This is a genomic window from Caballeronia concitans (genome assembly GCF_001544615.1).
GTDB classification, from domain to species: domain Bacteria; phylum Pseudomonadota; class Gammaproteobacteria; order Burkholderiales; family Burkholderiaceae; genus Caballeronia; species Caballeronia concitans.
In genome coordinates, this window is sequence record NZ_FCNV02000002.1 from 171,667 (window position 1) to 198,096 (window position 26,430).

21 protein-coding genes and 1 pseudogene are annotated in these 26,430 nt (G+C 62.3%); 10 read left to right on the top strand and 12 right to left on the bottom strand.

The window, feature by feature from the left end:
• Positions 1-431: 431 nt before the first annotated feature.
• A complete protein-coding gene (locus AWB72_RS06865) occupies positions 432-1,703 on the bottom strand; it encodes an MFS transporter (RefSeq protein WP_052450139.1) in 1,272 nt (423 codons plus the stop codon).
• 69 nt (positions 1,704-1,772) lie between these two features.
• Here AWB72_RS06865 and AWB72_RS29310 point away from each other — a divergent pair.
• Positions 1,773-2,056 (top strand): annotated as a pseudogene (locus AWB72_RS29310) (hypothetical protein); the annotation flags it as partial.
• Positions 2,057-2,549: 493 nt separating this feature from the next.
• The gene (locus AWB72_RS06875; RefSeq protein ID WP_040053307.1) at positions 2,550-3,677 is read left to right on the top strand and encodes a YncE family protein; all 1,128 of its coding nucleotides are present in this window, start codon (positions 2,550-2,552) and stop codon (positions 3,675-3,677) included.
• A 1,228-nt stretch (positions 3,678-4,905) separates the two neighbouring features.
• Here AWB72_RS06875 and AWB72_RS06885 read toward each other — a convergent pair.
• A complete protein-coding gene (locus AWB72_RS06885) occupies positions 4,906-6,210 on the bottom strand; it encodes an MFS transporter (protein WP_040053306.1) in 1,305 nt (434 codons plus the stop codon).
• A 94-nt stretch (positions 6,211-6,304) separates the two neighbouring features.
• A complete protein-coding gene (locus tag AWB72_RS06890) occupies positions 6,305-7,684 on the bottom strand; it encodes an NAD(P)H-dependent oxidoreductase (protein WP_040053305.1) in 1,380 nt (459 codons plus the stop codon).
• Between the two features lie 145 nt (positions 7,685-7,829).
• Between AWB72_RS06890 and AWB72_RS06895 the strand changes: the two genes are divergently transcribed.
• Complete coding sequence (locus AWB72_RS06895; protein WP_087127975.1) at positions 7,830-8,717, top strand: LysR family transcriptional regulator; 888 nt, start codon at positions 7,830-7,832, stop codon at positions 8,715-8,717.
• A gap of 358 nt (positions 8,718-9,075) precedes the next feature.
• Here the strand turns inward: AWB72_RS06895 and rpiB are convergent, their stop codons facing one another.
• The 7 genes from rpiB to AWB72_RS06930 all read right to left on the bottom strand — a co-directional run bounded on the left by rpiB (position 9,076) and on the right by AWB72_RS06930 (position 14,523).
• Positions 9,076-9,528 (bottom strand): ribose 5-phosphate isomerase B, encoded by a 453-nt coding sequence (rpiB, locus tag AWB72_RS06900; RefSeq protein WP_040053379.1) that lies wholly within the window; start codon positions 9,526-9,528, stop codon positions 9,076-9,078.
• A 72-nt stretch (positions 9,529-9,600) separates the two neighbouring features.
• Complete coding sequence (locus AWB72_RS06905) at positions 9,601-10,371, bottom strand: transporter substrate-binding domain-containing protein (RefSeq protein ID WP_244285539.1); 771 nt, start codon at positions 10,369-10,371, stop codon at positions 9,601-9,603.
• 77 nt (positions 10,372-10,448) lie between these two features.
• Positions 10,449-11,186 carry an amino acid ABC transporter ATP-binding protein gene (locus AWB72_RS06910; protein ID WP_040053378.1) on the bottom strand — a complete coding sequence of 246 codons (738 nt, stop codon included), beginning with the start codon at positions 11,184-11,186 and terminating at the stop codon, positions 10,449-10,451.
• Positions 11,187-11,235: 49 nt separating this feature from the next.
• On the bottom strand, positions 11,236-11,916 hold the full coding sequence (locus AWB72_RS06915) for an amino acid ABC transporter permease (RefSeq protein WP_040053302.1): 681 nt from the start codon (positions 11,914-11,916) through the stop codon (positions 11,236-11,238).
• A gap of 23 nt (positions 11,917-11,939) precedes the next feature.
• Positions 11,940-12,617: an amino acid ABC transporter permease gene (locus tag AWB72_RS06920; protein ID WP_040053301.1), complete on the bottom strand. Its 678-nt coding sequence runs from the start codon at positions 12,615-12,617 to the stop codon at positions 11,940-11,942.
• 34 nt (positions 12,618-12,651) lie between these two features.
• Positions 12,652-13,554, bottom strand: coding sequence for an NAD(P)-dependent oxidoreductase (locus AWB72_RS06925; protein WP_040053300.1), 903 nt, complete (start codon positions 13,552-13,554; stop codon positions 12,652-12,654).
• Between the two features lie 54 nt (positions 13,555-13,608).
• A complete protein-coding gene (locus AWB72_RS06930) occupies positions 13,609-14,523 on the bottom strand; it encodes a FadR/GntR family transcriptional regulator (protein ID WP_208863122.1) in 915 nt (304 codons plus the stop codon).
• A gap of 409 nt (positions 14,524-14,932) precedes the next feature.
• Between AWB72_RS06930 and AWB72_RS06935 the strand changes: the two genes are divergently transcribed.
• The 6 genes from AWB72_RS06935 to AWB72_RS06960 are packed head-to-tail and all read left to right on the top strand — an operon-like array spanning position 14,933 to position 21,168.
• Positions 14,933-15,322: a CoA transferase gene (locus AWB72_RS06935; protein ID WP_143754588.1), complete on the top strand. Its 390-nt coding sequence runs from the start codon at positions 14,933-14,935 to the stop codon at positions 15,320-15,322.
• Positions 15,319-16,179 carry an HpcH/HpaI aldolase/citrate lyase family protein gene (locus tag AWB72_RS06940; protein WP_052450134.1) on the top strand — a complete coding sequence of 287 codons (861 nt, stop codon included), beginning with the start codon at positions 15,319-15,321 and terminating at the stop codon, positions 16,177-16,179. Before AWB72_RS06935 ends, AWB72_RS06940 begins: the two co-directional genes overlap by 4 nt.
• A 25-nt stretch (positions 16,180-16,204) precedes the next feature.
• The gene (locus AWB72_RS06945; protein ID WP_040053376.1) at positions 16,205-17,077 is read left to right on the top strand and encodes an HpcH/HpaI aldolase/citrate lyase family protein; all 873 of its coding nucleotides are present in this window, start codon (positions 16,205-16,207) and stop codon (positions 17,075-17,077) included.
• 1 nt (position 17,078) lies between these two features.
• Complete coding sequence (locus AWB72_RS06950; protein ID WP_087127976.1) at positions 17,079-18,263, top strand: CaiB/BaiF CoA transferase family protein; 1,185 nt, start codon at positions 17,079-17,081, stop codon at positions 18,261-18,263.
• Between the two features lie 35 nt (positions 18,264-18,298).
• Entirely contained in the window at positions 18,299-19,306 is a 1,008-nt protein-coding gene (locus AWB72_RS06955; protein WP_040053297.1) for a TRAP transporter substrate-binding protein, read from the top strand.
• Positions 19,306-21,168, top strand: coding sequence for a TRAP transporter large permease (locus AWB72_RS06960; RefSeq protein ID WP_052450131.1), 1,863 nt, complete (start codon positions 19,306-19,308; stop codon positions 21,166-21,168). The genes AWB72_RS06955 and AWB72_RS06960 overlap by 1 nt, the downstream gene beginning before the upstream one ends.
• 218 nt (positions 21,169-21,386) lie before the next feature.
• Here AWB72_RS06960 and AWB72_RS06965 read toward each other — a convergent pair whose 3' ends face one another.
• Positions 21,387-22,469, bottom strand: a complete 1,083-nt coding sequence (locus AWB72_RS06965; RefSeq protein ID WP_143754589.1) for an EpsG family protein — start codon at positions 22,467-22,469, stop codon at positions 21,387-21,389.
• A 622-nt stretch (positions 22,470-23,091) separates the two neighbouring features.
• On the opposite strand from AWB72_RS06965, the gene AWB72_RS06970 reads away from it, so the two are divergent.
• Positions 23,092-24,438, top strand: a complete 1,347-nt coding sequence (locus AWB72_RS06970) for a glycosyltransferase family 87 protein (protein WP_159459344.1) — start codon at positions 23,092-23,094, stop codon at positions 24,436-24,438.
• Positions 24,439-24,600: 162 nt separating this feature from the next.
• Here AWB72_RS06970 and AWB72_RS06975 read toward each other — a convergent pair whose 3' ends face one another.
• Positions 24,601-26,139, bottom strand: coding sequence for a methyl-accepting chemotaxis protein (locus tag AWB72_RS06975; protein WP_040053294.1), 1,539 nt, complete (start codon positions 26,137-26,139; stop codon positions 24,601-24,603).
• Positions 26,140-26,430 lie beyond the last annotated feature (291 nt).

The window sequence follows — 26,430 nt, forward strand, 5'->3', positions numbered from 1 at the left end:
CCGCGCGATCACCGTCTCGACAGGCTGGCGGCGCACCGCCGTCGCCGGCCACGGAGCCAGCGCCGAATCCATGTAGTCGGCGTGTGCGGGGAACCACTCGATAAGCGACCGGCCGGGATCGCGCGCGAGCATGACATCAACGCAGGCTTGCTCTTGAAGCGGCGTCGCCAATATCTCGCCGGCGATGTCGGCTCGCCCGACGTTCCGATGCCAGAGGCGGGCTTCCTTTCGAAATAACCTGCCCTATCAATGAACTGATTCCTCTCGGGTCTGTACGAGCGCCAAGCTGTCAGTGCTCTCATACAGCCGCATGCGGAACAACGGAATGATGTCGGGACGGTCGCTTGCGGTGAGCACAATTACGGTGGAGCGATCCGCCGCGTCCCACGGTCGTATCATCGATGCTGCGCTGTGCACCCGAATGACTCACGCTAGGAAAGCAGCGCCGAACCATCCACGTCGGCCATCCTGGAAAGTTCGTCGCGGCGCGTTTCGCAAGCGCGCCTTATCACCGCTCCTTGCGCGATCCAGATCGCCAGCGAAAGAATCGCCAGGCTTCCCAGCGTAACGAAGGCCGTCGGATAGCCGAAACGGCTGGCGAGCCATCCGCCGAGCAATGGACTCAGGCAGCTGCCCACCGCCTCTACGCTTTTCACCGCTCCCTGCCCGAGGTTCACTCGCCCGCTTCCATGCAGCAGGTGGACGACGAGCGCCGGTATCGCGACGCCTTGGAGGCCCGCGCCCAACCCATCCAATACCTGCACAGGCACGATGCCCCACGTAGTCGTCAACGTGGCCGCGGCCAATGCTCGCAGCGGAAGTGTTAGCAGCGTCACGAGAATGACCCACCAGAACCCCCAACGGCGAATGATGCGGCTCGCACAGACAGCCGCCGCCAGCATCACGACTTGCGAGACAATGATGTTCGCCGCGGTTATTTGGCTGGCGTTGCCGTGGTGAGCCGCCGCCTGGGCAAGACTGTAGAGCGGCAACATGGCAGAGTTACCGAGACCGAAGGTCGCCAGCACGATGGCCAGCAACAGGAGCGGACGGGAGTGCAGCAACACGCGGATGCTCTCTGCCCGCGCTTGCGACCGATCCTCGTCGTCTCGATGCGCGAGGCCCCGCGCATAGTAACGATGAACCGCGCGGGCAGGAATCAGCAGCACGGATGCAATGCACGCCATTGCAAACCCTGCACAAAGCGCGAACACCCAAGCCGTGCCCAGCCACCAGCCGAGCGCGCCGGACAGTGCGGCCGCTGCTATGTTTCCGGCGTGGTTCGCGACCTGGGTTCTGCCATACAGGCGATCGAAGTTTTCCCGACCGCCGACTCCGAGCGTCAATCCGGTCAGCGCGATGCCCATCAGCGAGCCCGCAACGGCCGTCGCGATCTGTGACAACGCGATCGGCCAAAAGCCGCGCGAAAGCCAGAAGAAGCAGGCAGCGGCGATCGTCAGAGCGCTCGCACCGACAACCAGCGATCGCCGACGATAGGTCGCGTCGACCAACGCGCCGGCTGGAGCGGTCACGAGCACGCCCACGATAGCGCCCAACGTCAGCACGATGCCGATCAGGTGAGGACTCCATCCGTGCTCCTGCAGGTATATGCCGAGAAATGGGCCGGCGCCTGCTTGAACATCCGCTGCGAAGAAACTGACTGCGAGTAAAGGGGTGGTCGGCTTGCTTATCCGTTCTTCCATGTCGTTTGCCGATCTACGGCCTGGCATCTGTAGCTGGTATGCCCTGACCGCATTATCCGTACCTGAGACGAATGGAAGAGCGACAGCCTCAACGCGCCTTCGCGCGAGACCGCGCAACGGCTCGGTTTCGAGTTCGAAGGCATCTTCCGGCAGGCGATGGTCTACAAGTGCCGCAATCGCGAAACCTCGATCAGGATTGGCCGGGCATCAGGCAAGCCTTCGAGCGATGGCTCGCCGACGACAAAACAGTTTCGACTTTTGATCGGAGGCAAGTGCCACGCGGTGTTCTAACCAGAGAGTGCCGACATGATGACGCGGCGGTAGCCCTCTGCAATACAGCGACATTTTTTTAATTAGTACAACCGATTCATTCGCCTTTTATAACTATCCGTGAAGGAATCTTACTGCGTCTAACCTTAGCGCTAGCTTAAGAAGAAAAAGGGCTTAAAAAGCCGATCAAGTCGATGGTTCGGCGCATTCATGAGCGCGTCGGTGTTTCTACCGACACCGCTTTTTGCGGACGCCGGAGCGCTCGCGCTTTCTGAAGAAAGTGACTTTCGAATCTCCGACCATCGATTTACAACGCAATGCACTCGCTCTTCACGACAGCCGGAATGAAGACGCAAGCCTGTCGCCACCTCGCATCGTTTGGGGCCGCCACATGAAGCGTTCGAAGCGCTTCCAAGATTACTAAAAGAGCACCGCGCCACCGACGCACAACTTTCAGTATGCGTACGTTCATCAACCGTTCCATATAGGAACTATCAATTTATTTGTTGTGCATTGTTCAAGATGCTTGCGCATGCTTACGCCGTTAGTTCCGGTCCACCAAGGAGGAGTCATTCCATGAAATTACCTGTGCTCGCGTTACTGCTTGCTGCCACTGCGGTCGTCGCCGGATGCGGCGGAAATGACGATTCACATCCAGCCTCGTCGAGTCCGAATCTGATTACCAATATTGCCGTTCCCAATGCATCGAGCCCGCCGTTCAGTTTCGATATCGGCTACGCGGAAGCAGGCCGCTACTATCTGACCGATCGCAACAACAAGGCGGTCGACGTCGTCGATACGAAATCGAACGCGCTGATCGCGCAGATTCCGGGACCGTTCGCGGGCGTCGGCAAGACGACCGACGTATCCGGTCCCGACGGCATCGTGGGAATTACCGGGACGAACACGCTTTATGTAGGCGATGTCGATTCGGTCAAGATCGTCGATACCAACGCACAGAAGACCATCAAGACGATCCCGATCAGCAATTCGGGCTCGCGCGTCGACGAAGGCTGCTACGACCCGGACGATCATCTCGTGATGTACGCAAGCCCCGGCGAGACGCCGCCCTATGTCACTATCCTCTCGACCACGACGCAGTCCATCGTGTCGAAGCTGGTCTTCAACGGATCGACGGGACTCGAGGCATGCACCTATGATTCGAGCACGAAGAACTTTTATATCAACAACGATGGCACCGCCACCAACCCCGACGGCGAACTCGACGTCATTCCGGCGAACACGGTGAGTTCCGGTACGCTCAAGATCAGCAAGGCGTTCCCGCTCGGCAAGTGCGCGCCCACCGGCATTGCGCTCGGACCGAACAGCGACATTCTCGTGGGCTGCGATCCTTCGGCGGGCGATCCGCTCATCACGCTGATTCTCGACCGCAATACGGGCGCGCAACTGGCGTCGTTGCCGTTCGGCGGCGTCGATCAGGTGACGTACGACTCCGCATCGAACCGATACTTCCTGCCCGCGCGACACTATGTGTCGAGCGGCACGGCGGCGGCGTCGGGATTCAGTCCGCAGATGGGCGTGATCGACGGCACGACGCGACAGTTGCTCTACAAGGTGGCGATCGGAGCGGGCGCGCACTCCGTCGCGGTGGACAGCACGCTCGGCCAGGTCTATGTGCCTTTCCAGCCGAGCACTTCGAGCCAGTTCCCGAACGGCGGCATCTCGGTCTTCACGACGAAGTAAGCACTGCGGATACACACTGCAAAGGCGAAAGCGCCGGAGTCGAACTGAACTCCGGCGCGTCAGAACAGCCGTTTAGACGGGATGCAGGCGACAGAAAAAGCGCGCGAGTGCGTCCACCAACTCGGTTCCTCGTGCAAACGGATCGACGAGGCGCGCGCAGCTATCGACGGCAGGCCCCATGCGCCGGACGGCCGACTTGATGACCTCATCGACGCTCTTGCAAGTCAGTCCACCAACGTCTCCGCTGGCGGTAACTTTGCAAGTCGCTGACGGCTATCGGGGCGAATTCGCGGCCTGTGCGACCGGTTGGCCCTGCACAGCCGGCTGCGCCTGCGCCCGAACGGCTTCGTTCTCCTTCGCCTTCTTATTAGCCATGTGACGGCCTACCAGACACCCGCCTGCGGCACCAAGCACCGCATGGCCCTTTCCTACGAAGTGTCCACCAACAGCACCAACAGCCGCCCCCTTCAGACATCCTGCGGCTTGCACTTGCCCAACCGTCGTCGCAGCGAGAACGGCGACCACACACACCAATGCTTTCGATTTCATTCTCGTTTTCCGTACATCAATAATTGGGAATCAAAGGCATGTGACGCAGTAAGATGCATTCACACGGCGCACACACTTCACGGCGGTAAACGGTCGACGCTCGTTCGTCGATGACGTGCGGCTCTCTTTAATTGAAACAGGATGTTGCACCGCTGCTGACCGTCATGCCGCCGCTAACGGGCTCGGCGTCCGTGACTCCGGCGTACGAGATTCGCCGGCGCGCACTCCGCCGCCGGCACCCGTCCTCCGCTTCGTGCCTTCATGCGCCTATCGCCTGCTGATCAGCCTCATGCGACTTGCGTCGTGTGATTGGCTGAATGGCTAGGGTGCTGAGTCCCGCTGGAAAGAAGCGCATTCCCGTCTTTCTCGGCGGCGGCCGCAATCACACCGGCCCTTCCCCGCCCTTTGCGCGCTGTCGCGCCGTGCGGGCCCGCGCAAACCGCCTTGATACTGATAACCCGCATTCTCACGGACGGCTTTAATAGCAGTTTTCTCGCACGTTTCATTAAACACTGCGACACGCGTGTGTTGATGTAATCATGCGGGTCGTCTCCGTGCCATCGTTACTGTCGCCTCATATTGGATCGATTGATCCAAAACACACGATCGGCCCCGAAAGCGCGACGATATTACGCCAGGAGCGCCCGCGCCGGGCGAGCGCTCGTCACCAGATCTCGGATCAACGATCGGCGAGCTTGCCTGAAATGGACCGCACCGCGAATGCCCCGATGACCATGAAGACCGCGACTGCATAGAGTCCGATGCTGTTGTTGTGCGTGGTCACATTTAGCCAGCCGACCATGTAAGGCGACACGAAACCCGCCAGATTGCCGACGCAATTGATGCCCGCGATGCCCGCCGCCGCGGACGTGCCGGCGAGGAACGCGGCCGGGATGCCCCAGAACAACGATAGCGCCGACAGGATGCCCGCTGCCGCGACGCTTAGCGCGATCACCGCGAGCGCGGGTTGATGCCCCACGTAACCACTCGCCGCGAAGCCGATCGCGCCGATCACGAGCGCCACCGAAAAGTGCATGCGCCGCGAGCGGAACTTGTCGGCGCTCACGCCCGTTAGAATGATCGCCGGAATCGCGACGATATAAGGAATCGCCGAGAGCCAGCCGATCAGCTCGACGTTCGTGAGTCCGCTGTCCTTGATGATCGACGGCAGCCAGAAACTGATGCCATAGAGGCCGATGATCTGGCAGAAGTACACGCCGCACAGCTTCCAGATGTTGACGTCGGAAAGGAACGCGCGCGCGTCGTGATGCGCGGTCTTGTCCGCTTCCTCACGTTCCACCGCGTGCGTGACGAGGCGCTTTTCATCGTCGGTCAGCCACTTGGCCTGACTCGGCTTGTCGACCATGAGCCACAGCACCATGATGCCGACGATCAGCGCCGGAATCGCTTCGATGAGGAAAAGCCATTGCCACGCGGCCATGACGCCCGAGTGTCTGAACGCCGAGAGGATCCATCCCGACAGCGGCCCGCCGACGATCCCCGCAAGCGGAATCGCGATGTAATACACGCCGTACGCGAAGCCGCGCTTTTTCGCGGGGAACCAGTACGTGAGATACAGCATGATGCCCGGCGAAAATCCCGCTTCGGCGACGCCCAATAGAAAGCGCACCAGATAAAACTGGAACGGCGTCTTCACGAGAAGCGTGAGCGCCGAGATGATCGCCCACGTGATCATGATGCGCGCGATCCAGCGCCGCGCACCCACGCGATGCAGGATCAGATTGCTGGGCACCTCGAAGATGAAGTAGCCGATGAAGAAGATGCCCGCGCCGAGGCCATAGACGGCATCGGAGAAACCGAGATCCGACAGCATCTGCAGCTTCGCGAAGCCTACGTTCACGCGATCCAGATAATTGCAGAGATAGCACAGCACGATGAACGGCATGATGCGCCACGTGATCTTGCGGTACACGTCAGTCGTACCCGATTGTGCAACGCCTAGCGTTTCGCTGATTTGGCTCATGTCTCCTCCGTCGCCCTTTACCGGGCGTTGAGAGTGCGAAGCGCCCGGGCCATCGAATGGACCGGGCGCACGGGATCAAACAGGTTTCATGCTTTCAGCTCGCGAGTTTTTGCGCGGGCACCTCCAGCTTCATCTCGGCGCGGAAGATGTCTTCCATCTCCCGCCGCACGCGCACCGATTCCTTGCTTGCGTCGAATGCGACATCGCTCCATCGCACGGGCTGTCCCGCCGCGACCGGACGTTGCAGCACCACGTTATGCGCGAGCCCGATGGGCAACGCGCCCTGAATCAGCGAATCGGCGGCGGGCATCAGCTTGCCGTAGACGGTATGGCCGCCCTCGCCGTCGAGACGCTCGCCCGCACGCAGATCGCGCTTCGCCGTAGCTGCGACATCGCCATGAAAACCCGCGGTCGCACCGGTCGCCTCGCCGCGCACGGCGATGCTCGCGATCGACTGCCCGAGTTCGAGGCCGATCAGGTGATACGGCTTGTACATCGCGGCGAAGCGGCCGGTGCTGTCGGTCTTGAGGCCGTACTGGGCGAAGCAGTCGCGCACATAATCAGTCGGCGCTTCGAAGACCGCGTACACGCCCCAGCGCAGATCGCGGAACACAGGGCGGCCATCGCGTTCGAGCGACGACACCACTTCCACGCTGCCGCGATGCGGCAGGATGCCCCCTTCCGATGCCGGGCGCAGCAGGCTCGGCAGATCATCGACGCCGCACGCGGGGAACGCGAGACCGTCGGCGGGCGGACGCAGATCGCATGCATTGGACACAGCCGCCATTTCGAGCGCGGACTTCGTGCCGTCGAGGAACGAGTTGAACATCTGCGCGTTGAAGTCGCCGGAGCCGACCTGTTCTTCCGTGAAGCCGTAGTGGCCCCAGACCGTGTCGGGCGTCGATTGATGGTAGATGGGCAGATACTTCGTGCCCTTCCCCGCGCAGATCACCTCCATGCCGATGGTGCGCGCCCAGTCGACGATCTCCGCGATGAGCGCGGGCTGATCGCCCGAGGCCATCGAGTAGATGATGCCCGCTTCCTCGGCGCGGCGCGCGAGCAGCGGACCGGCGAGCACGTCTGCTTCGACGTTGACCATCACGACGTGCTTGCGATGCTTGCAGCACAGAAGCGCGTGATGAATGCCGGCTGCGGGGCTGCCCGTCGCGTCGATGACGATATCGACGTGATCGCTGGCGATCATGGCGTCGGCGTCGTCGGTGATAAACGTCGAACCGTTCGCTCTTGCTTCGGCCCATGAACGTGCGGAATAGCGCGCTTCTTCCCAGCCCACGCGCTTTAGCGACGCGCGGGCGCGGTCGGGCGACAAATCGGCCACGCCGACCAGATGAATGCCCGGCGTGCGCGGCGCCTGCGACAGATACATGGAGCCGAATTTCCCCGCGCCGATCAGACCGACCTTCACCGGCTTGCCTTCCTGCCCGCGGGCCTTGAGTTTCGCAATGAGCGACATGTCGTGTGTCTCCTGAATTGTCAGCGCCTCCGCGTCTGTCGAGAGGCGCCGCGTTCTCTGTGTTCGCAGAGTTCAGGAGCAAGATAGCAGCATGTTTTTTGCAATAGAATGCGCAAATCGGCAACTGCTCTGTGCACAAATCCACATGCGAGGCTTCGACTGGGACGACATTCAGGCATTCCTCGCCATCTCGCGCGCAGGCCGGCTGACGGTCGCGGCGCAACAAATGGGCGTCGATCATTCGACCTTGAGCCGGCGCGTGGCCGCGCTCGAAAAGGCCCTCGGCGCGAGGCTTTTCGACCGCAGCTCACTCGGCTTCGTGCTCACGCCCGAGGGCGAGCGCGCCCTGAGCGACGCTGAAGGCATGGAAAGCCTTGCCATGCGCATGCGTCATCGTCTGGAAGATGCGTCGTTCGGTCTGACAGGCAGCGTGCGCATCGGCACGCCAGAGGGATTCGGAACCTATTTTCTGGCGCCGCGCATCCCGCAGATTGCCGCAGTGCATCCGCAACTGGAAATCGAACTGATCGCGAATCCTCGCATGTTCAGTCTTTCGAAGCGGGAGGCCGATCTCGCGGTCAGCATGACGCGGCCTGCGCAAGGGCGCGTGTATGCGCACAAGCTGACCGATTACGCGCTGGGCGTCTATGCGTCGCGCGATTATCTGGAGCGGCATTCGAAGATCGCGTCGCGGCTCGACTTGCTGAAGCATCCGTGGGTCGGATACGTCGAGGATCAGATGTGGTCCGCGGAATTGAACCATCTGCCGCAGATTTCGAGTTCTCTCGTGCCGACGATCCGCATTTCGAACGTCATCAGTCAGGCGGCGGCCGTTTCGGGCGGAGCGGGACTCGGCGTGTTGCCCTGTTTCATCGCGCGCACCGATCCGAATCTCGTGCGTCTCTTTTGCGATGAGATTGCGTTGTCGCGGGCATATTGGCTCGTGACGCTTGCGGAAACGCGCGATGTCGCGCGGGTCAGGTGGCTCGCGGATTTCATCCGCAATGAATGTGCGGGAAATTGGTTTCTATAAGATTTTTTTAAACTGACGAATGCACGGGACTCGCGCTCGATGTCCGTATTGCCTCGTGTGGCGCACTCGCGGGAGCATTCGTCCGGCGGGATTTGTCGCGAGTAACTATTCGCGGCGGCCGGAGGGACTGTGCGGGCTTGCGCTCAGCCCAACGGCGGCACAGCGCCAATAAAACGCACCGTCGCACCCATGCGCGACGTCGCAACCGTCTGATTAGCGCCCTCTCCACCATGCAGTCGCCAGACGCCGGGCCACGCATCGGCTGTCTGGGCACGGGCAAGGCGGCTCAGCGCAGCACCGAATCGGTATTGACGCTGCCGAGCGCCACGACGTCACCCGGTCTCATGCGGGAGCGCCTTCAACCATTGGCGCCTTTTTCGAGTGCATTGAGTTTCTCGACGCGTCTGCGGAAATCGGCATCGGTGGAAAATTCCGCAGACAGGAACGCATCGATCAAATCGGTCGCGAGCCACGCACCGACGATCTGTGCACCCAAACACATCACGTTGACGTCGTCATGCTCGACCGATTGATGCGCCGAATGCACGTCGTGACACACCGCCGCGCGAATGCCGCGAATCTTGTTCGCCGCGATCGATGCGCCCACGCCCGTGCCGCACACCATGATGCCGCGCTGCGCATTACCCGTCAGCACTTCGCCCGTCACCATCTGCGCGATGTCCGGAAAGTCCACCGGCGTGTCGCTGAAGCCGCCGACATCGATCACGTCATGACCGCGCAACTTGATATGGTCGACCACCGCGGCCTTCAACGACCACCCGGCATGGTCCGAGCCGATTACGATACGCATCCGAAACTCCCTCTTCTGAATCGTCATGTGATGGCGCGCGCGATGCACGCACCGTGAGTCGTGCGGGTTCGTTCAGCGCATCTGCGGCGGCAGTTCGCTGTGATGGTATTTCTTGTAGATGGCGTTGAGCTTGCCGTTCTTGATGTTCGTGTCGATCCACTCGTTGAGCTTGGCGAGGAGACGCGATTCGCCCTTCTTTACGCCGATGGCGAGATCGAACACATGCAGCGTGACCTTCTTTTCGAACGGATGGTCGGGCGCCTTCAACGTAACCTGATTAACCAGCGTCAGCGAGGTGGCAATCAACTCGCACTGTCCGCTGACGGCAGCGGTGACGTCGGTCGCGTCATCGTCGTAGCGGGCAATCTGGAAGCCCTTGTCGCGTGACATCTTCGTCAGTTCCAGGTCCTGTGTGGTGCCGCGCGTCACGCACACCGTGTGCCCTTTCAGCTCGTCGATGCTTTTCACCGCCACGTCTTTGCGTCCGGCGATGACGGATTCCAGCACGGCATACGGCCTGGAGAAATCGATCACCTGCGCGCGTTCCGGCGTCACCGAAAGCGTCGAGATCGCGACATCCGCCTTGCCTGTCTGCAAGTTGGGAATGCGGGTCGCGCCGGTGGTCTGCACAAAATCCAGCTTCATGCCCCAATCCTTGGCGAGAAGCTGCGCGGTCTCGACATCCGAGCCGACCGGTTTCATGCTTGCGTCCATCATGCCCGAGGGCGGAATCGCAAGATCAGTCGCAATACGCAGGGTCTTGCTCTTGGTGACGTCGTCGAGTGCGTCGGCATGCGCGGTGCCGACTCCGGCGCTAAGGAAGCAGACGGTCAGCGCGGTCAATACGAGCGGGGTTTGTCTCATGATGCTGCGGTCTCCTGTTTTGAATGTGTTTCTCATCGTGATGCTGCCGTGCGGCCTTACATGTCGCTTTCCAGGAAGCGCTGCAGTTCGGCCGATTGCGGCGCGCGCATGATTTGCGCATCGCCTCGTTCCCACACACGCCCCTGATGCATGAAAAGAATCTGGTCCGCGACATTGCGTGCAAAGCCCATCTCATGCGTGACCATGATCATGGTCATGCCGCCGGCGGCGAGACTCTCGATTACGCGCAGCACTTCGCCGGTGAGTTGGGGATCGAGCGCGGACGTGACTTCGTCGAACAGCATCACCTTCGGCTGCATCGCGAGCGATCGCGCGATTGCCGCGCGTTGCTGCTGGCCGCCCGACAACTGCTCGGGATAGTGATGGGCCTTCTCAGCCAGTCCCACGCGCGCGATGGATTCGCGAGCCAATTCACGCGCGGCCGCTTTCGAGACCGACTTGGCGAGGCGCGGCGCGAGCGTGATGTTCTGCTCGACCGTCAAATGCGGAAACAGGTTGTACTGCTGGAACACGATGCCGACGTCCAGTCGCAGCGCCTTGAGTGACACCGACGGATCATTCACGTGATGCCCGCATACGCTGATCTCGCCGCGGTCGATCACTTCGAGCCGGTTGATACAGCGCAGTGCCGTGCTCTTGCCGGAGCCGCTGGATCCGATGATGACGGTCACCGTGCCGCGTTCCACTTCGAAGCTCACCCCGTTCAGCACCTTGTTGGCGCCAAAGCTTTTGTGCACGTCCTTCAGGACCACCACGGCATCGGTCGCCTGCATGACGGCGTCAGCGGCCTTGGGCGTCTTTTCTTCGACGGATTGTGCGAATTCAGTCATGCGCGAAGGCCTCCAGTTTCAGGGTGCGCGCGAAACCAGCGCGGCGTTCGAGCGAGCGGCTAAGACGCGAAATCGGGTAGCACATAGCGAAGTACGCGGCGGCAATGATCAGATAGACGATGAACGGCTGAAACAGTGAGTTGTTGATGATTTGCCCCGAGCGCGCCAACTCGACGAAACCCACTACCGATGCGAGCGACGTGTTTTTGATGATCTGCACCGAGAAGCCGACTGTCGGCGGTGTGGCGATCTTCACCGCCTGCGGCAAGATCACCCGGAACATGCGCTGGGTGCGCGTGAGCGCCAGGCACTCGGCCGCTTCCCATTGCGGCTTCGGCACGGATTCGATCGCGCCGCGCCAGATTTCGCCAAGATAGGCACCGACGTTGATGGTCAGCGACGCGCCCGCCGCCAGTAGCGGCGAGATGGAAATGCCGATCGTGGGCAAACCGAAATACGTGACGAACATAATGACCAGCAGCGGCGTGCCCTGGATCAGTTGCACATAGCCCGTCGATATAACCCGCACAGCGCGTCGCGGCGAGATACGCGCCAGCGCGACTGCGAAGCCGAGAAGACCGCCGCCGACGAGCGCTACGAGCGACAACACCACGGTCCACAGCGCGCCGTCGAGCAGGAACTGAAGATGGTTGGCGTTCAGATGAAGGGACATGAGTGGCTCCGAATGTTCCGTGCTCAAAGCGGCGTGCCGAGTTTCCGGCGGCGCGGAAACAGCGCCATGCCCAGCGCCCAAAAGCCGATCCGCATGAGCAGAGACAGCAGCACATAAGCCACCGCCACCACTAGATACGTCTCCAGCGGCCGGTACGTCTCGGACTGCACGAAGTTAGCCACGGCAGTCAGTTCTTCGGTGGAGATCTGCGAGCACACCGACGAGGCCAGCATCATCAGCACGAACTGGCTGGTCAGCGCCGGGTAGACACGTTCAAGACCTGGCAGCAGGATCACATGCAGATAAACCTGAAATCGCGAGAGCCCGAGGCAATCGGCTGCTTCGACCTGGCCGCGCTGGATCGAATCGAATCCGGCCCGCATGATCTCCGCCGCATACGCGCCCACGTTGATGACCAGCGCGAGAATCGCCACCGTGATCGCGGAGAGCTTCAGGCCAACGCTGGACAAACCGAAGTACACGAGGAAGATCTGCACCAGCAGCGGCGTGTTGCGGATCGCTTCGACATACGCGCCGCATATGCCCGCGATCCATGGATGCGAACTGCGCCTGCCGATCGCGCATCCGGTGCCGATGAAAAAGCCGAGCAGCGTTGCAGCGACCGCGAGTACCAGCGACAGCACCGCGCCATCGACGAGTTCGGGCCAGTGCGAAAGCACGACGGAAAAATCGAGGTTCATGGAACGAAGGCGCGCGCGGCGCTTGAGCGTTGGACTAGCGCGAGGTCTGCGCGGTCATGCGGTCGTACACGGTGAAGAGCGCCTGATTGCCGTTGCGTCCTTCGCCGTGGGCGACCGCATCGAGATACTGGTTGGTCACCATCGCAGAGGCGGGCAGCGGCACGTTGAGCGCATGCGACTGCTCCTGCACCAGACGCAGATCCTTGAGCATCAGATCGATGCGGAAGCCCGCTGCGACGTCGCCTTCGATCATCGCGCGTCCGAGCTTGTCGAGCATCCACGATGCGGCCGAGCCGCCCATCAGCACGTCGCGCAACTGGCTGAGATCGACGCCCGAAGCGCGGCCCAGCGCGATCGCCTCGCAGATTGCCTGAATATTGATGCCGCAAATGAGCTGATTGCACAGCTTGACCGTCTGCCCCGCGCCGCTCGTGCCGACGTGCGTGGTGGTCGTGCCCATGCCCTTGAAGAACGGCAACGCCATTTCGAAGCCCTGTGCCGTGCCGCCCGCCATGATGGTCAGCGTGGCGTTCTTGGCTCCGATGGGACCGCCGGATACCGGCGCATCGACATATTCGATGCCTTGCGCGGCGCACGCGGCATGCATGCGCCGCTCGGCGACTGGCGCGATGGTACTCATATCGACGATCAGCTTTCCCGCCGGCGGATTCGCGAGCAAACCGCCCTCGCCCAGCACGACTGCCTCTACGTCAGGCGTGTTCGGCAGCATCGTGACGGCCGCGTCCGCGCCTTGCGCCGCATCCGCCACGCTGCTGGACGCGTGTGCGCCCAGCGCCGCGAGCTCGTCGACAGCTTCGCGGCGCACATCGAACACGCGCACCGCAAAACCTGCTTTCATCAGGTTCTGGGCCATGGAATGCCCCATGGTCCCGAGGCCAATGAAGCCCACCGTGCGCAACGCCGTGCTTTGTGTCATCGAATCCTCTTCTGGTCTTTTATCGAGTATTGGGAACGCTGGCGACGCCTGCGCTCAGGATGAACGCCATTCGGTCGCGGCCTTGTGCCGGTACTCGTCGCCGATGCTGAAGTGCTCGCGAAGAACGCGATCCGCGGCCTCTTCGTCGCGATCCACCACGGCCTGAAAGATCCGCCGGTGGTCCGCGATCACGCGCGCCTTGATATCCGGATGCATCTGCACGGTTTCACGTCGATTTCGGTGCGAGTGGATCAGCAGTGCGGCGACGGTGCCATGCAGGTTGATTAGCGTTTTTGAGCCGCCCGCCTGAACGAGCGCTGCATGGAATTCGAAGTCGGCCTGACTGCCGAGTTCGACCTGATCCACAGTGGACTCGATACGATCGATCGCGGCCCTCAAGCGTTCGAGATCGGCCAGCGTTGCGCGTCGACAGGCGAGCCGGATCGACTGGCATTCGATGGCTACACGTGCCTCCATGACGTCTTCGACTACATCCTTCTCCTGCGCGAGTGCGAAGGCGAAGAACTCACCGAGGGTTGACACATCGGGTCGGCGTACGATGGTTCCGACTCGCTCCCGAATCTCGACGGCCCCGATCATCGACAGAGCGCGAAGCGCTTCGCGTACCACCGGCCGACTCACGCCAAGCTCGAGCGCAAGCTCACGCTCCGGAATGAGCTTGTCGCCCGGCTGAATGCGCCCCTCCAGAAGTAGGTCCCAGAGAAAGGAGAAGACTTTCTCGAAGCCCTTACTGTCTTCTTCAGTCCGAACAATCTGCATGGAAATTTTCGCGGTCAAACCGTGGTAAGACCAGAAGGTAGAGGATGTCCTCCGTTCTGCCCATGCGGGCTTTCCCGGGGAAGCCATGCGGTATTGACCATCACGGGCGACGAGTCGATCCATATCGTCGAGCACTTTCTCTGCCCACCGATTAAGTCGCTCAGCCTGCTGCGCGTCGACATGGGACACGCGCAAATCGTTGAAGTCGACTGGAGGGTTCGCTGGGCGGGCCGCGTGTCGCGGCTCAATCGAGACCGCCTTCGCATATGTCACGCGTACTCGACCGAAAGATGGTCGTCGAGTCCGTAGCGTGACCCTTCGCGGCCATAGACCGACTCTTGGTCACTCCGGATTGACTTACGAGCCGGACGAATACTATATTGCGCCGACACCGGGAATGTAGCCTTCGTTTAAAACCCGAGAGAATCATGACGGTCCGTCGCGCCGACTATCTCGACGCTGCCAGAACCGCAGGAGGAGACCGTTGCCGAATAGCACAGTCGTATCGCTTGCCGGGCCTCATCGTGCCGCGAGTCTGCCGCGACTCCGCACACTCCCGGTAGCCCGTACCGCGGAACAGCGCCGCCACGCTGCGCCCATGACGTCTCCGCAAGGTATCTCGATGCCCTTCCACAGCGGCGCCGCCGGGCCGCTCAACGGCATTCGCGCCGACCGGATGGTCGACAGTTGGTTCGCTAGCGGCGCCCGCGAAGAGGCGCTCGCCGAGATGTGCGTACCATGCGTCCCCGCAGAGCCGGTCTATCACATCGCCGACGCCGTGACCGGCTCGCCCTTCCGCGACAGCCAGGTTCTCGGCGAGGTCGAAGACCCAGAGTTCGGGCCGATGCCGATGCACAGCATAGTGTCGCGCCTGCCGGTTACACCAAGTGTCGGGCCGCGCGGCCAGCATGCCGATCAGGTTCTCTGCCCAGCCGGCTTCAAGGCAACGTCTATCGCCGGGCTGTGCGTCAAAGGAGCTTGCGCATGATCCGCTCCCTGCTCTTCGTTCCGGCCAGTGCCGAACGTTTCGTCGCCAAGGCGCATCAACGCGGCGCCGACGCCATCATCCTTGACCTGGAAGACGCCATTCCGCCCGATGGCAAGCAAACTGCGCGCGCCGCTCTGGTCCATGCCGTGCCCCGAGTCGGCCGGGGCGGTGCGGCCGTGCTGGTGCGCATCAACAGCGAGCCCGAACTGCGCGATCTCGATGCGGTGGCCGCCTGCCGCGCGGGCGCCGCCGCGCTGCTCGTGCCAAAGGTCACCACGCCTGCGACGCTCGCTGCACTGGCGGATATCCTCGGGCCGGTCGAGCGTTCACTGGGACGCGAACCGCTTCGCTTCATGCCGCTCGTCGAAGACCCTGGCGCCGTGCTCGATGCCCGCGCGATCGCCGCAGGCCCGCGCGTCTTCGCGATCGCGACCGGCGGCGAGGACCTCGCAACCGAAATGGATGCCGAGCCCACCGCCGACATGCTGCGCCTGCCGAAACTGCTCGTGCATCTGGCGGCGAAGGCGGCCGGCATCCGGTCGTTCGGCATGCTGCGTTCCGTGGCCAATTACACCGATACCGAGGCGATCGTCGCGAGCGCGCGCGAGGCCCGCTCGCTCGGGTTCGACGGCGCGTCTTGCATCCATCCGGCGGTGGTGCCGATCCTCAACGACGCCTTTTCGCCATCGCCCGCCGCAGTCGAGCGGGCACATCGCATGGTCGCCGCGTTCGATGAAGCGGCGTCCGAAGGCCGGGGCGCGTTCACGTTCGACGGGGATATGGTCGACCTGCCGATCGTCGCACGCGCCCGACGCCTCATTGCGCGCGCCGGCTCTCGCCCCGGCGAACTCGACTAATCAAGCCAAGACCGAAAATCCGCTCATGCCCAATATCGTTCGTCCCCCGCGTTCCCTGCTGTTCGTCCCGGCAACCAGTCCGGACAAAGTCGAAAAGGCGCTGGCCAGCGCCGCCGACGGCGTGATCGTCGATCTGGAAGACGCGGTGGCAGTCGCGGAAAAGGCGCGCGCCCGCGAGAGCGCCGTCATTCTGCTCAAGGACCGACGTGCGACGCAGGTCTATCTGCGCGTCAACGCGCTGACGACGCCTTTCTGCTTCGACGATCTGCAAGCCGCCGCGTCGGCGACGCTCGACGGCATCATCCTGCCCAAAGCCGAGACGGCGAGCGAGCTCGCCACCGTCGATTGGGTGCTGGCGCAATGGGAGGCGAAGCTCGGCAAGCCCGTTGGCAGCATCGCCGTTCTGCCGATCCTCGAGACGGCGCGCGGCATTGCGGCGGCGACCGAGGTCGCGCAGGCGTCGCAACGCGTTCGGCAACTGATGTTCGGCGCGGTCGATTTCGCGCTCGACCTCGATGTCGATCTCGCTGACGAAACCGGGGCCATCGCGCATGCCCGCTTCGCAGTCGCGCTCGCTTCCCGTCAGGCCGGTCTCGCCGCGCCGGTCGATTCCGTGTTCACCGGCATCCGCGACCTCGACGGCCTGCGCGCCGCATCGACGCGGGCGCGCGCGATGGGCTTCGGCGGCAAGGCGTGCATCCACCCGGCGCAGATCGCGACGATCAACGAAGTGTTCTCGCCGAACGAGACCGAACTGACGCGGGCGCGCGAGATCGTGGCCGCTTTCGACGCAGCTGAGGCAGCGGGCGCCGCGGCCGTATCGGTGAGCGGCGTGATGGTCGACTACCCGGTCGTCGAGAAAGCGCGACGCATCCTGGCTACCGCGAGGAGTCACTGACATGACCGCGACGATTCCGGCCGCCCAGCCGTTCCAGCCCGACCGCTCGTGCCCGCTCGACGGGCTGCGCGTGCTCGATTTCTCGCGCCTCGTCGCGGGCAACATGCTGACGCTGCAACTCGCCGATTTCGGCGCGGAGGTGATCAAGCTCGAGCCCGCTTCGGGTGATCCGCTGCGTGCGTGGCGCGAAGACGGCGTTGCGGCCTACTGGAAGGTCTACGGCCGCAACAAGAAGAGCGTCCGGCTCGATCTGCGCAGCGCCGACGGCAAGGAACTGCTCGCCCGGCTGATCCCGACCGCTCATGTGCTCGTCGAAAGCTTCCGTCCCGGCAGCATGGAAGCGGCCGGCTTCGGCCCCGAGGACGTCGCGCGCCTCAATCCCAAGCTCGTTTTCGTGCGCATCTCCGGCTTCGGCCAGACGGGCCCTTACGCGCAGCGGCCGGGCTTCGGATCGCTGGTCGAGGCGATGAGCGGCTTCGCGGCCAAGAACGGCTTCGTCGACAAACCGCCCGCGCTGCCGAATTTCGCGCTGGCCGACATGGTGTCCGGCATTCAGGGCGCATTCGCCACCATGGTCGCGGTGCGCGAAGCCGAACGTCCCGGCGGCAAGGGACAGGTGATCGACCTGTCGCTGCTCGAACCGCTGTATTCGACGCTCGGCCCGGAAGCCGCCGCGTGGCGCATCACGGGCACGATCCCGCCGCGCTCGGGCAATCGCGCGTCGATTACCGCGCCGCGCAACATTTATCCGACCGCCGATGACGGCTGGGTGGCGCTCTCCGCGTCGACCCAGGCAATGACGGAGCGTCTGTTCCGCGCGATCGGCCGGGCGGACATGCTCGACGATCCGCGCTTTCGCACGAATGCCGACCGGCTCGCCCATGTCGACGAGGTGGATGCCATCGTCGGGGCTTTCATCGGCGCGCGATCGCTTGCGGAGAACCTCGCGTTTTTCGAGGCCGCCGAAGTGACGGTCGGCCCGGTCTACGACGCCTCGGGCTTCGAAACCGATCCGCACGTGCAAGGCCGCGGCGTCCTGGTCGAGATGGAGGATGCGGAGCTGGGCAGCATTCCAATGCATGCCGTCATCCCCCGCCTCTCCGGAACACCCGGCGCACTGCGCCGGCCGGCCCCTGCACTGGGCCAGGACGAGAAAGACATCCTGGCCTCGCTCAAGACGCGCTGAAACCACACTGACGATAATCACACGGAGACACGACCATGAGCATTTCACGTAGACAGGTTCTGAAGGGCGCCACGGCACTCGCCGCCGCCGCCGCGATCCGGCCGGCCGTCGCCGCGCGCAAGACCGTGGTCAAGATCGGCCTCGATCTCGAGCCCGGTCACCCGACGGTCGCGAACCTCAACACCGCTGCCGCCAAGATCAAGGATGCGACCAAGGGCGAAGTCCTGCTGCAGGTGTTCCCGAGCAGCCAGCTCGGCAACGACACGCACATGCTGTCGAACCTGCGCTCCGGCGCCATGCAGATGATGGCGATCGGCGACAACATCCTCGGGACGCTGGTGCCGAGCGCCGCCATCGACAATATCGGCTTCGCGTTCAAGACGCCGGAAACGGCGTGGAAGGCGCTCGACGGCGGCGTGGGCGACGTGGTGCGCGCCGATATCGAGAAGGCGGGGCTGCATCCGATGCACCGCATCTGGGATGAGGGCTTCCGTCAGGTCACGTCCAGCACCAAGCAGATCAACACGCCCGAGGATCTTCACGGCTTCAAGATCCGCGTCCCGCCGAGCCCTATCTCGTTGTCGCTGTTCCAGTCGCTGGGCGCGGCCGCGACCACGATCAATGCCGCCGAGTTGTACACGTCGCTGCAAACGCATGTGGTCGACGGGCAGGAAAACCCGCTCGGCAACATCGAGACGATGAAGCTCAATCAGGTGCAGAAATACTGCTCGCTGACGAACCACATGTGGGTCGGTTATTGGCTGCTGGTGAACGGAACGTTCTGGGCGAGCCTGCCCGATGACCACAAGAAGGTGATCGCCGACACGCTCGACGCGCAGGCGCTGGAACAGCGCAAGGCGAATCAGGCGCTCGACGACTCGCTCGAAGAAACGTTGAAAAAGCAGGGCATCGTGTTCGCCAAGCCGGATACCACGGCATTCCAGAAGGCGCTGACCCAGTCCGGTTTCTACAAGACCTGGAAGGAGAAGTTCGGCGCGCCGCTGTGGACGGCGCTTGAAGGCGTCACCGGTCCCCTCGCCTGATGCGCGCCGGCCAGAGAACCCTCTCCAGCGGGCAACCCGTGAACGGTCTTTTGCACGGCCTCGACCGGGTCGTCGATTGGGTCAGCCAGGGTGTGGGCGGCTGCCTCGTCGCCGTCGAAGTCATCCTTCTGTTCGCGGGGGTGGTCGGACGCTACATGTTCGATCATCCGCTCGTCTGGACGGATGAAGTCGCGGGGATCCTGTTCCTCTGGCTGGTGAGCGTCGGGGCGGTCATCGCGCTTCGCCGCACGGAGCACATGCGCATGACCGTCGTGCTCGGCCGACTCGGTCCGCGCGCCCGGCGTCTCGCGGGCTGCCTCGCGGCCATTCTCGTCGTGCTCGTGGCACTGTGTCTGATCGTCCCCGGCTTGAGCTATGCCCGGCAGCAGGCGGCGGTCCTGACGCCGGTGCTGCAGATGCCCGCGTCCTGGGAAGTCTACGGACAACTCGCCGCCCTCGTTCTGCTGCTCTACGTGGCGCTGCGCCAGTTGCTCAGCGGCGCGAACTGGATCGAGATTGCATGCGTGCTGATCTTCAGCGCCGTCGTCTGGTTTGCGCTCGACCGAATCGAAAATGCGTTGGATCTCGGGAACGCCGACCTGCCGATCTACTTTGTCGGTGTGGTCGGCGTCTGCATTTTCCTCGGCGTGCCCATCGCCTTCAGTTTCGCGACCGCGACCTTCGCCTACATCCATTTCACCGGCACGATTCCGCTTTCCGTCGTCATCAGCCAGATGGATCAGGGCATGTCGTCCATCGAGCTGCTGGCCGTGCCGATGTTCATCGTCCTCGGCCTGTTGCTGGAGATGACCGGCATCGCCCGCGCGATGGTGAATTTTCTCGCCGCGCTGGTCGGCCATCGGCGCGGTGGCTTGCACTACGTGCTGATCGCGGCCATGTACCTGATCTCCGGCATTTCGGGTTCCAAGGCCGCCGATCAGGCAGCGGTCGCACCCGTGCTGCTGCCGGAGATGCGACGGCGCGGTGTGCCGCCGGGCGAACTCGCGGCGCTCCTGGCGGCATCGGCGGCGATGTCGGAAACGATCCCGCCGAGCCTCGTGCTCATCATCGTCGGCGCCGTCACGGGCGTGTCGATCTCCGCGCTGTTCACGGGCGGGCTGCTGCCGGCGGGCCTCGCCGCCGCCGGGCTGGCTATACTCGTGCTCTTCCGCACGCGCACGGACCGGCCGGAGGGAGCGAAGGCCAATGCGCGCGAAATCGGCCGCCTGCTCATGGTAGCCCTGCCCGCGCTCATCCTTCCGTTCATCATCCGCTATGCCGTGCTGGCAGGCGTCACGACGGCGACAGAGGTGGCGACGGTCGGCGTCGTGTACGCGGTTCTCATCGGCCTGTTCGTGTATCGCTGCTTCGAATGGCGGCGGCTGTTCCCCATCCTCGTCGAGACAGCGGCGCTGTCGGGCTCCATCCTGCTCATCATCGGTTCGGCGAGCGCGATGGCGTGGTCGCTGACGCAGGCCGGCTTCGCACAGACGCTGACCGAAATGATGACCAGCCTGCCGGGCGGGCGCGCCGGATTCCTCGCTGTATCGGTGGCGCTGTTCGTCGTGCTGGGCAGCGTGCTGGAAGGACTTCCGGCCATGGTGCTCTTCGGACCGCTCCTGTTTCCAGCGGCCCAGCAACTCGGCATCCATCTCGTGCAGTACGGCATCGTCGCCATTCTCGCCATGGGCATCGGGTTGTTTGCGCCGCCCTTCGGGGTCGGCTTCTATCAGACGTGCCTGATCGGGAAGGTGTCGAGCGATGAAGCATTCGGCCGGATCTGGCCTTATCTCGCCGTGCTGGTCGTCGCTCTGATCATCGTCGCCGCGGTGCCGTGGATCTCGACCGGTTTCGTCGCCTGACAGGAGGCCAGGGGCGGCACAACAGGATCGGCGGCTTCGGTCTCGTCGCCGCCCGGTCCGAGTCGTCGCGAATCAGGACGCCGCGCGTCGTCGCATTGCGAGGGACGGACGAAAGCGCATTCGAAAATGATTCGTCAGGCGCGGTGGCATGCAGCGTCTGTGCGTTATGCAGCGCCCTGTGACGACGCGCGCGCCCCAGGAGCTGCGCCGCTGTCTTTTCAATTGCCGATCAAAAAGACGTAGCCGCCTTCATAATAGCTCTTGACCACTTCGGCACACAGAACGAGCATGATCCCCGTCACGTACCAAATGGAGAACGCATTTCGGAAGCGGATATGCGGGACGATGAAAGGCAGCAATAACGGAATGCAATACCACACGCGGCCTTTGCCGAACGGGAACAGCAGGAAGGCAAGCACCAAGTAGACTGTGAGCACGATATGCATCGTGCAAAGCTCGGTCCATACGGTCGCCTTCGCCTCAGGCCTGTTCTTCCACTCCGAATAGAGATAAATGACCGAAGCGGTCACGTAGATGAGAAGCAGAATCACGAGCTTGATCGTGAAATCGTTGTGGTAACCCGAATATTCGTCGACCCGTCTGCCGCCGAAATTCCTGAAAAGAAAGCCCGCGGATGAAACCAGTACGAAGGACATCACGCTCGCGCTGATGAAGGCGAGCCGCCTGCGGTCGCCGCAAAAGCGAATCGTGAAAAGCAGTATCGCGGGAATGGCGAAGGTCGTATGAACGAAACACGCGAGCACCCATCCGGTCAGTGGACGCTGATATCGCAGCGTGAAAAGCATTGCAATGCCGAATGCGAGGCCCTGGCGAATCTGGAACGTGCCGACGGTGGCCAGCGCCATCGGGATAATCGCCCATAGCAACAGGCCGAAGAGCGGCCGCCTGGTTTCGAGCAGGGCAACGAACACCGCGGCATTGAGTAGCACGACCGTTAGGCGCACGCCCGTCTCCGGCGCGAATCCCAGCGCATTGACCGCAATCACCCACGCGCGCCAGCCGAATTCCTCCGTCACTGTGCTGATGACAAACGCAAGCGTCGAAGTGCGACTCTTGAATGAGCTGACGAACCAGTCCCACGTCGTCGTACGGAAATACTCGATGTAATTGTCTTGATCGACCATCGTCGAGACGTGGCGCGGTTCCATTGCGATGACGAGAAGGATGGCAACCGCCAACACGACGTACGCCACGCCGCCAGGAGTCGTCAGGTAATTCTTCGGGCGATACATGCCGCGCGAAGCCGACGCGGTGCGAATCTGCATCGCTCTACCTCTCATCGAAACACTCCTCGGGTGAATGTCGCATCCGAAAGCCTGCGACGCCGCGGTTGCCGAGTCTGTGCGCTGTCACACAGCGTGCAGCGCTCGCTTCCCTCGCCAGCCGCAAGTCCGTCACCACAATCGCCGGACCCCGTTTGTCATAGTCGACGCTTTCCACCGACGCAGGCGCGGATCAACCCGGTCGGCGACCGGCTTTCGCGGCGCCCTTTGACGATGAAGCTCTTCGTATCGAGACCCGACGGCTCCGAGGGTGCCATCGAGATCGACGCAGAGCGGAACGCTTGCCTGGCGATAACGTCCGTTTCAGTGATTCGTCTGTCGATTCGGACGCGAGCCATGCGAATTGTTTGCGATATAGAATGACCAGGCATGCTTAAGATGCTCCGTGCGCCAGGGCACTTCGAACTGCGCGCGCGGACCCTACCGTAGCCGCATCGGCGCAGCTGTCAAGACGCGGTGGTTCGGCGCTGCGATTAAGCTCTTGCCACAATGCGACCATAGCTCGCCGACTGGCGGCACCCTCGGAGCGGATCGAACTATCCGCTTCCGGACGATGCATCAGACGGCGCTTGCATCTCCTTGCATCTCCTTTAATCTGTGCAATCTTCCTGAGGACGCTATGGATTATCGAGGAGCATTGAGCCATCAAAGCAGCGGGGTGAAAGCGCCTCCGTCCGTGGAGAGAACGCGGGCACGCCTGTTTCGCATCGCGATTTTCGTATGTGTCGTCTCACCAGTCGTCGATATGGCGATATGGCTCATCGTGCATGTGTGGCTAGGACACGACTACACGCCCGCGCTGGGTTATGTGCGATCGTGGCTGCGTTCTCTTTTGTTTGGCGCTACCGATGAAAACGATTCGTGGCAACCCATGCGGCTCGCGTTGGCCTGGCTGAAAGAGCACCCATACGGAGATGTATACGCGAAGCTCTTCTTTGCCGATCATGTCAAGTTTCAGTATCCCCCCAGCAGCCTGCTGCCGTTGTATTTTCTGGATTCATTCGGCACGTCGCCGACAGATGTGACGTTGAATCGCATCGGCTCTTTCGTCGTAGCAGCCAATGTCATTGCGTCGGGCGCATTCGCGCTTTTATTGGCCAAGCGTTCGAGTGTGCTCTTCGACTTGCGCTACGCGTGCGCGATATTGGCAGCCGTGGCGACCCTGTCGTACTCCCCACTGCTGAAAGCATTCTCGCTCGGCCAACTACAAGTCTGGATCAACGCGCTTTTCATGATGTCGGTGTTGGCGTGGGTTGTCGAAAAGCAACTCCTCGCCGGACTGCTTATCGGGCTGATCTGCCTGCTAAAACCGCAACTTGCGCTCTTTGTCCTGTGGGGTGTGCTACGCCGGCATTGGCGTTTTTGCTCGGGCTGGCTCGCTGCTTTCGGTTTGGGAACGGCGGTCTCTCTCGCCGTATTCGGCCTTCGAAATCATCTCGACTATGGCTCGGTAATGCACGCGTTATCCAGAACAGGTGAGATGTACATCAAGAATCAGTCGATAAATGGCTTCCTGAATCGGCTTTATGTTCCGAGTGACGTTGCTTCCGACTGGCAAGCGCACGAGTTTCCGCCGTATCACGCGCTGGTGTATTACGGGACACTGCTGACATCGGTCGGACTGGTCGGGGCCGCGCTATTCGTTCCTCTGAAGGGGGGCTCGCATCGCGACGTCTTCGATTTCCTGCTTGCCGCGTTGACTTTCACAGTTGCATCGCCGATTGCCTGGGAACATCACTACGGCGTCATGCCGGCCGTGTATATTGCGTTGGCATTCTGGCTGCTGACGCGATCCACTTCGAGATGGAGCTGGCCCGCAGCCGCGACACTCGCCGCGTCCTACCTGATTACAGATCACTGGCTAGGCGGCTCGTGGATGCTGGGCGGCGTGATCGCGACACTCTGGTTGTTGTATTGGGCCAATCTCGAGACGCGTTTGCCGGTAACGGGTCACGGTAGCATGTAGCTGGAGCTGCACGGCGTCGCGTACGGGACTCCAAGCATTCAGGGTTCCCGATGCGGCCCTCTTCCGTCGGTCGACATGAAGAGGATATTGGCCCGGTTACGCGCCGCATGACTTGGATCGGCTGAAGGTCAAGTTTCGCGCACGACGCCGGGGCGCACGCCATTAAACCGTGAAGGCGCTCACCGTCTGCCGCAATCCGGCCGCCTGGTCAGCAAGCGCTCGCGTGGCAGCGGTTGACTGTTCAACCAACGCGGCGTTTTGCTGTGTTACGGCGTCCATCTGGGACACGGCGACTCCGGCATGCTCGATGCCGCGGCTCTGTTCGGACGACGCGGCCGAGATTTCCTCCATGATCGATGTCACTTGGGACACTTCGCGCAACATCGCGTCCATGGTTTCGCCGGCCTGACGCGCGTATGTCTCGCCGACGGTCACCCGTTCGCCCGAACTGTCGATCAACGTCTTTACGTCCTTGGCCGCCGCCGCGGATCGTTGTGCAAGGTTGCGCACCTCGGAGGCAACAACTGCAAAGCCTCGCCCATGATCGCCCGCGCGCGCGGCCTCGACTGCCGCGTTCAGCGCCAGGATATTCGTCTGGAACGCAATACCTTCGATAACCCCGATGATGTCCTTCGTCCGTGCCGAACTCGCGGCAATGTCGCTCATCGTCCCGATGACGCCCGACACAACCTTGCCGCCCTCCTGCACGGTCAGCGACGCCTTTGCCATCAACTGGCTGGCTTTTTGCGCATTGTCGGCGTTTTGGCGCACGGTCGACGTCAACTCTTCCATGCTCGACGCAGTTTCAGCAAGCGATGCCGCCTGCTCTTCGGTGCGTGACGACAGGTCCATATTGCCGTCTGCGATCTCGCGCGAGGCGGACGTGATCGCGTCGGCACTGCTATGAATTTGCCGGATCGCTTCTGCCAGTCGCGTCTGCATGGTACGCATCGAATACAGCAGGCTCGACGAGTCGTTCCCTGACAGCACAACACGTTCACTGATATCGCCTTCAGCAATGCGTTCGCAGACCTGCGCCACGTATGCCGGATCCCCGCCGATCGTGCGAAGCACGCTACGCATCAGCAGGCTCATTCCCACGACGAGCGCCGCTGCGATCGCAGCAACGATTGCCAGGGACCGCACCAGGATCGCCCGGAACTGGACGTCAATATCGTCGATGTAATCGCCCGTGTAGATCGTCCATCCCCACGCAGTCTGCTTGCCGAACGTCATTTTAGGTACGGGGCGCGTGTCCGAACCTGGGCGCGGCCACATGTAGTAGGTGATGTACGTTCCGTCGCGCGCGTGCTGCAGAATATCCAGCACGAGATGTTTCCCGTTCGGATCGACGAAATCCGCGTGCTTGCCTTCGAGGCTCGGGTTAACGGGCATCAGCACCAGCTTCGGTTCGGAATCGACAATGGAGAAGTAGCCACTTTTTCCGAATCGGATCATTCGGAGGTGCGCGAGTGCAGCGGCTTGAGCGCTCTCGACTGACGTGTGGCCGCTATCACTCTCCTTGGCGTAGTTATTGATCACGCTGAGCGCGGCGTCGATCTGTTCCTCCATCGCGATGCGCCTTTGCTCCACCAGAATCGACCGCTCCTGAACCGCCCCGACAATCGCCACTGCCACCAGACCCGCGACGGTAAATGCTACCGCGCACAACAATTTTGCCTTAAACGTCAGTCGTCTCATTAACCCTGCCCCAATGCCTTCACTCTTTCTTGGCCTCATCAGCCACCAAACGGCCGCTGCTGCTTGTGACAGCAGACAGGACCCACGCCTGCGTGAGCGCCCCTTGGCAGTCACGCGTCTCCGTGCGAAAGGCTGACCCGTGGTCGGCCGTCTCCAGACATGGTTATCGGCAAAAGGAAGAATTTCTTTGATCGACCGACGGGGGACGGGCACAACCACTTCGCGCATGCGTGCGCAGTCAAACAACTGTCTTGCCTGCCTGGGTGCACCGTCGCATCGCGACGTGGTCAA